This window comes from Streptomyces sp. NPDC090088, assembly GCF_044747345.1.
Taxonomy (GTDB): domain Bacteria; phylum Actinomycetota; class Actinomycetes; order Streptomycetales; family Streptomycetaceae; genus Streptomyces.
In genome coordinates, this window is record NZ_JBIVDZ010000004.1 from 594,461 (window position 1) to 601,997 (window position 7,537).

At 69.7% G+C, this 7,537-nt stretch carries 3 protein-coding genes; 2 read left to right on the plus strand and 1 reads right to left on the minus strand.

Features of this window, described 5'->3' with window-relative positions:
- Positions 1-208: 208 nt before the first annotated feature.
- Together ACIPSJ_RS22705 and ACIPSJ_RS22710 are read left to right on the plus strand one after the other, a co-directional pair.
- Positions 209-2,704, plus strand: a complete 2,496-nt coding sequence (locus ACIPSJ_RS22705) for a GH116 family glycosyl-hydrolase (RefSeq protein WP_401348184.1) — start codon at positions 209-211, stop codon at positions 2,702-2,704.
- A gap of 284 nt (positions 2,705-2,988) precedes the next feature.
- Positions 2,989-5,691, plus strand: coding sequence for a GH116 family glycosyl-hydrolase (locus ACIPSJ_RS22710; protein ID WP_401348186.1), 2,703 nt, complete (start codon positions 2,989-2,991; stop codon positions 5,689-5,691).
- Between the two features lie 89 nt (positions 5,692-5,780).
- Here ACIPSJ_RS22710 and ACIPSJ_RS22715 read toward each other — a convergent pair.
- The coding region (locus ACIPSJ_RS22715) for an alpha-galactosidase (protein WP_401348189.1) at positions 5,781-7,537 on the minus strand (1,757 nt) is incomplete at its 5' end.

Below are 7,537 nucleotides of genomic sequence, written 5' to 3' on the forward strand. Positions count from 1 at the left end.
TCACGGTCGGCAGCACGGCAACTTCGACATGGGGACCGATTCCCCAGCGGCTCGTGTCACCTGCAATGACAGGAGAGAGCGCTTGTCCGAGAACATAGTGAGAAGGCTGGGGCTTGTCGGGGCCGTGGCATTGGCGACCATCGCCGGCACTCTGCTGCCACCCTCGACCGCATCCGCGAACCCGTCGCCGAGCGACAGTTCGTTGTTCATGCCCGTGCCCGCGGCGGCGACCAAGGTCCCGATCGGCCAGATCCCCCGCAGCCCGTGCGAGCCCACCATGTCGCAAGCCTGCGACGGCGCTCAGGTGACCTACGACAACCTGATCCAGAACCTCCTCGCCGGGGGCTACCCGCTCGACGTGCCCGGTCTGGGGATCCCCGTCGGCGGGGTGGGCTCCGGTTCGTTCATGATCAATCAGTCGGGGACGTTCGGGCCGTGGAACTTCGGCGGGTCGCAGGACGCGGGCTGGGAGAACCGGATCCTCCCGCAGGCGGCGTTCCACTTCCGTGAGCAGGTCGGCTCCTCCTCTCCCTCAGTGACCACGCTCGCGGCCAAGGGGCCGAACGTCGTCGGCAGTCAGGGACCGGTGGCGGTTCAGTCGTGGGGATCCCCACTTTCCTCCTGGAACGTGCTGAAGCCGGGGCAGGGCACCTATTCGGCGCTCTACCCGTTCGGGTGGGAGTCGTACACCGGGTTCAAGACGGACGTGTCGACGATGTTCTACTCGCCGATCGTCGCCGGTGAGGACAAGCCCACCTCGCTGCCTGTCGTGTACTTCGACGTCAAGCTCACCAACACCGGCCGCGCGAGCGACAAGGTGTCGATGATGTTCACGATGCCCAACGCCCCGGACCACACCATGGGGACCCCGGCGAGCGTCCGCACGGGATACACGAGCACATACCGGCGCGACCGGCACACTGGTGTGGAGGCGGTCACACTGGGAGCGAACAGCCCCGGCAACACCCCCGACGCGGCGAACTCCTCCTGGACGATCGCCGCCCGTCCGGGCCCGCGCCAGCACGTCTCGTACACGACGTCCTGGAACGCCGAGGGCGACGGCTCCGACGTCTACGCGCCGTTCACGAAGTCGGGCAGTCTCCCCGATCAGCCGATCGAGGACTCGAAGTCGGCCGGCGCCATCGCCGTGTCGGCCGACCTCGCGCCCGGCGAGACGCAGGTCGTCCCGTTCGCTCTCGCCTGGGACTTCCCGCAGGTCTCGTTCCACGACTACCAGACGACGTGGATGCGGAGGTACACCAACTTCTACGGGGCTCGCGAGACCGCGCAGAACGACTACATCGCCGGCAGCTACCCGGGGGACCAGGGTTTCGACATCGCGAACGACGCCCTGGCCGCGCAGTCGGCGAATCTGGCCAGGGTCAGGCAGTGGTACGACCCGATCGCCGACAACCCGAAATACCCGCTGGCCATCCGCACCGGCGCGCTCAACCAGTTGTCGCAACTCGTCTTCAACGACTCCTTCTGGGAAGGCGGACTCGTCTCGAACTCCGTGACACCCACGGGCGGTCGACGGCTGGGAACCCAGACGCCCGGCACGCACATGTTCGACACGGCCGACGCGGCGATCCCATGGAGCCAGGACAGCGACTACGTACTCGTGAACAACGCGAACGAGCTCGATGTCGACGCCTACGGATGGCTCGCCTACAGCGAACTCTTCCCCAACCTGGAACGCGACCGCCTGCTGGCGCAGGCCGAATCGGCGATGCTCGACCCCTACGGCGGCCAGACGCAGATCTACGGCGTGAGCCCGGACAAGGATCCGTTCGTCTCATGGCCGGTGAGCACCGCGCCCACACCGGGCGGCCCGACGTTCATCGACATCCCGGCCAAGAACATATTCCGCTACTACGGATACGCCAAGATCAACCACGATCGGGCGTTCCTCAAGACGGTCCACCCGGCCATGCAGAAACAGCTGCGGTACCTGCAGGCTCTGATTCCGTCGGGTAGTTCTCTGCCAGTGGGCCCGGCCCAGTACGCGAACACCTACGAATACGGCGTGAACGGCCCGGATGTCTACGACTCCTCGCTGTACATCCTCTCGCTGGAAACCGTGATCGCCACCGGCCGCAGCCTCGGCGCGGCATCTCCCACGCTCGCGGCGCTCGACCGGCAACTGCGCCAGGCGAAAGCGGAGTTCGAGAGCACGTTCTGGGACGCGGAGCACCACGCGTACCGGATGACGCCGGGCGCCACCCCGGACGCCTACCAGGTGCTGCTCGACACCTTCTTCGCGGAGAACGTGGCTGAGCAGATCGGTCTGCCCGACGTGCTCGACGTGAGCCACATGCGCGACCAACTGACCGCGTACTACGACGTGTTCATGAGGGCTCACGACTCGACGGGTGCTCTCGTCGGCGCCCCGAACACCGCGCCGCCGCTCGGCTCCGGCGCGGCGACGGGCGAGGTCTGGACGGGCTCCAACTACGAGGTCGCGTCGACGTACATCAACGCGGGCAAGCGGTTCCACGATCCCTCGCTGATAGACGACGGCATCACGATGAGCTCCGCCATATCGCACCAGATCTGGCAGACGCCGAGTAACGGGTACGCCTTCGACGCGCCGGAGGCCTGGCACAGCGACGACCCGCAGAAGTACCGGTATCCCGACTACTCCCGGGCGCTCGCCGTCTGGGACGACATCGACGCGCTTCATCCGATCCGGCAGGCGCGTTGAGCAAGCCGGTGACCCTCCGGCTACCGGCCGTCGAGGACGCGAGTCAGGTGGCGTACCCCTCACCGGGTGGGGACACACCACCCGGCTCCTCGCGGAACCGGCCACTCGGCCCGTGGTCCGCACATTCAAGCTGAGGAGCGGCTCAGGGGCCGCTCCTCAGATATCACCCCTCCCGGCGCCCAGGGGCGCGGCACTGCGGGGCCTGCCCGTGCTCATTTCGCGCACGCCGGCCCCGCTTCGCCGCACCCACGGCGCACGCCTCTCACCAGAACAGGAAGTCGATCATGAAGCGACCGATCCCGAGCCGAAGAGCCGTCATGCGTGCGGCCCTGGGAGCTGTTCCCGCGGCGTTTCTTCCCCTGGCCACCGCTCCCCTGGCCGCTGCCGGGTCCGGCGTGTCCGGCAGCACCGGCACGGCCCGACGCGGCAGCGGCTTCGCGGTCCCCGAGCCTGCGTTGAGCCGCCCGTTCGGCCGCGTGGCGCACGGCGTGTGTGACCCCGCCGTCTCCCAGACGTGCGACGGCGCCGCGTCGCAGGGACCGATCGAGGCCCTCAAGGGTGCCTATCCCATGAGCGTTCCGGGGTTGGGCATTCCCCTGGGCGGCGTCGGGGCCGGGTCCTTCATGATCAACCAGTCCGGCACCTTCGGCCCGTGGAACTTCGGCGGCGGGCAGAACGGCGACCGCTGGCAGAACCGGATCCTGCCGCAAGCGGCGTTCCACTTCCGTGAGCGCGTCGGGAACAAGTCCGCCGTGGTTCGCACGCTGGCGGCCCCGGGCCCGCGCAACTCCGGATCGCTGGGACCCGTCGCCGATCGCTCGTGGGGCGACCCGCTGCCGGCGTGGACCCTGCTGAAGCCGGGCGAGGGGACCTACAACGCGCTCTATCCGTTCGGTTGGATCGACTACACCGCGTTCGAAACGGACGTCTCCCTGAGATTCTACTCGCCGATCGTGGCGGGCGAGGACCGCCGCACCTCCCTGCCCGTGGCCTACTTCGACGTCCGTCTCACCAACCGTTCCACCGCGGTGGCGGACGTGTCGGTCATGTTCACCATGCCCAACGCGCCGGGCAACGTGGGAGGCACACCGGCCACCGTCCGCAAGGGCCTCGCCAGCCGTGTGCGGACCAACCGGACCACCGGCGTCACAGGCGTCACCCTCGGCTCCGACGACCCGTCGAACACCGCGGACGCCCACAAGTCCGAGTGGACCATCGCGGCGCGACCGGCCAAGGGGCAGAAGATCACCTACACCACCTCCTGGAACGGCGACGGCGACGGCTCCGACGTCTACAAACCCTTCCGGGACAGCGGCGCCCTCGGCAACGCCCGTCTCGACGACAGTGCCACGGCAGGCGCCATCGCCGTCCAGGCCCGGCTGGAGCCCGGCGGGAGCACCCTCATCCCCTTCGTGCTCACCTGGGACTTCCCCCAGATCGCGTACGCAGACAACAAGACCGTCTGGATGCGCCGGTACACCAATTTCTACGGAGCCCGGACCACCGACCGCACCAACGCCTCGGCGGGCGGTTACAACGCCTACATCCCCGGCAGCTACCCCTTCCACCAGAGCTTCGCCATCGCCGACGACGCGCTCGACGACCGCGAGAAGAACCTGCGCGCCGTGCACTCCTGGTGGGACGCGATAGCCGGCAACTCCGCCTATCCCAAGGAGTTGCGCACCGCGGCGCTCAACCAGCTCAACCAGGTCGCGTTCAAGATGCCGCTGTGGGAAGGGGGGTTGGTCTCCAGCGCCGTCGCACCCACGCACGGCACGCGCCCGGGCAGCCACACACCCGGCACGCATCTGTACTGGTCGCCCGACTCGGCCGCCGGCGGCAACAACGGCATGGGCAGCGACGTCGGCTCCTACGGTTACATGGCCTACAGCTACCTCTTCCCCAGCATCGAGCGCGACCGGCTGCGCGCCGTTGCCGAGTCCGTCATGCTCGACCCGTACGGCAACCCCGGTGACCCCGACGTGAACAACCCCTGGATCACCCTGGCCGAAGGCACCGCGCCGACACCGGACAACCAGGAGTTCATCGACCGCCCGGCCAAGCGCCTGTACCGCATGTACGCGCACGCGCGGTTCCACGGGGACTGGGACTTCCTGGAATCCGTCTACCCGGCCATGAAGCGCATGATGGCCTTCCTCCAGGCGCTGGTGCGGTCCGACGAGCACCTTCCGCGCACCCGGCCCACGCCGGAGGGAGCGATGCTTCCCGCGATGCCCAACACCTACAACAGCATCCCCGCCCTCGGCCGCGACGTGTACGACTCCGGCCTGTACCTCCTGGCCCTGGCCGTCATGGTCAAGGCCGGCCGGCGCCTCGGTGAGGACAAGGCCACCGTCACCGCATGGCAGCAGGCCTTCGACCGAGCCCGTACCGAGTTCGAAGACGTGTTCTGGGACGATGCCAACCAGTGGTACCGGTACACGGAGTACCCGAAGGGCAGCGCCGTCCACCTGGACACCTTCTACGCCCAGCACGTCGCCGAACGCCTCGGGCTGCCCGACCTGGTCGACCCGCGCCGGTACCGCGCTCAACTCACCCGCCACTACGCCCGTTTCACGGCCGACCGGGACGCGGAAGGAAACCTGCTGGGTGCGCGGACCATGGCGCTCCCCGACGGGGTCACGCAGTGGCCGGCCCTCTCCAGCATTCTGGGAGTGGCCGAGCCACGCCAGGAGATCGCCGTGTTCACGGGCACCAACTACTTCGCGGGTGCCACCTACCTCGCCGCGGGCGCCCGCTTCCACGACGCCGCCCTGCGGAGGCACGGCATCGAGATGGCGTCCGCCGTCTCCCACCAGGTCTGGTGCGTGGACGAGAACGGCTTCGCCTTCGACACTCCGGAGGCCTACGGCACCTCCAATGCCGCGATCTACAGCTACCCGGCATACGAACGGGCTCTCGCCGTATGGGACACGCTCGACGCGATCGACTCCCTGGCAACCGTGCTCCCCTCCGCACACCGGTAGCGATCCCGGGCACACCGCCGAGGCGCGCTGTCTCGCGGCTCGGCGGTATGCACTGCGGGCGGAGGCGGGATCGCCCGTCCTGCGACTGCTCAGGCCGGCTCGCGCACCAGGTGGACGAGGGTGGAGGCGTGGTCGCCCGCGGCGAGGTCCAGCGGCAGCCCGTGGGTGAGCAACACGGCGCCGTGGTGGACGGATCCGGTGGCGGTGTCCCGGTAGCGGACCGCCGGGTCGAGGGCGCGCAGAGGCAGGGCGGGGTCTCGGTGACCGAAGTGCCGGGCGTGCCGCAGCGCGATCACCACGGTCTCCTGTCCGTCGGAAGCCAGGTACTGAACGGCCGTGGTCTCGCCCGGCCCGGTCAGCCGGTACTGCTCGCCCAGCTGCACGAGATGCCGTACGCCCTTGTACGCCGCCACCAGTTCCGCGGCGCGGGCCAGCTCCGTGTCACCCCAGTGGTTCAGGTCGCCGCCGATGCCCAGGACACCGGTCATCGCGACATGGAAACGGAAGTCCAGCGGCACGCTCCGCCCGGTGTAGGGGTTCGGGCTGTCGGTCACCCAGGCGCCCATCACCCCGGCCGGGTACAGCTGGGAGAAGCCGTGCTGGATCTCGACGCGGTCCACGGCGTCGGTGTTGTCGGAGGCCCACACCTGGTCGGTGCGGGCGAGGATGCCCAGGTCGAGGCGGCCGCCGCCGCTGCTGCACGACTCGATGCGCAGCTGGGGGTGGTCGGCGCGGAGCCGGTCGAGGAGGGCGTACAGGGCCTGGACGTGGTCGGTCCACAGCCGGTCCGGATCCCCCTCGGCGTCGGGCCAGCCGGCCTCCGTGAAGGGGCGGTTCATGTCCCACTTGAGGAAGTCGACGGCGTTCTTGGCCAGCAGTTCGTCGAGCCGGCCGTGCACCCAGGCGGCGACGTCGGGGCGGGCCAGGTTGAGGACGAGCTGGTTGCGGTGCTCGGTGCGGCGGCGGTGCCGGTGGTGGAGGACCCAGTCGGGGCGGGCGCGGTAGAGGTCGCTGTCGGGGTTGACCATCTCGGGCTCCACCCACAGGCCGAATCCCATCCCGAGTTCGTGGACGCGGTCGATGAGCGGGGTGAGTCCGTCGGGGAAGCGCTCGGGGTTGGGGGTCCAGTCGCCGAGCCCGGCCGCGTCATGGGTGCGGGCGCCGAACCAGCCGTCGTCCATGACGAACAGCTCCACGCCGAGCGCCGCCGCCTTCTCCGCAAGCTCGGTCTGCCCGGTGACGTCGATGTCGTATCCGGTGGCTTCCCAGGAGTTGTAGAGGACGGGGCGGAGTTCGTCCGGGTGCGTCAGGACGTGGTCGCGGACGTACCGGTGCCAGAGGCGGCTGGCCGCGCCGAAGCCACCCTCGGTGTACGCGCCGGAGCACACCGGGGTGACCAGCTCCTCCCCCGGTACGAGTTCCCGCGTGACCGGATCGTGGCCGAAGCCCGCCGAGACGGTCACCCGTTCGGTGGGCAGCCGCTGTGCCGTCAGCTTCCAACCGCCGCTCCAGGCAAGGGCGCAGGACCAGACCGGGCCGTGCTCCTCGGTGCTGTGTCCGTCGTCGATCATCGCCCAGGGGTTGTACTGGTGGCCGGTGGTGCCCTGGCGGCTGGTGGTCACGGTCTCGCCGTACGGCAGCGCCGTGCGCGCCAGCCGGGTCTCGGCCGACCATTGGCCGCGGACCTGGCTCAGCCGGTAGTCCCGCAGTCTGGGCAGCACCCAGGTGGCCGAGTCGGGGGGGGGGGGGGGGGGGGGGGCGGCGGCCCCCCCCCCCCCGGGGGGGGGGGCGCGGGGGGGGGGGGGGCGCGGGCCGCCCCCCCCCCCCCGGGCGGGCGGGGCGGGCG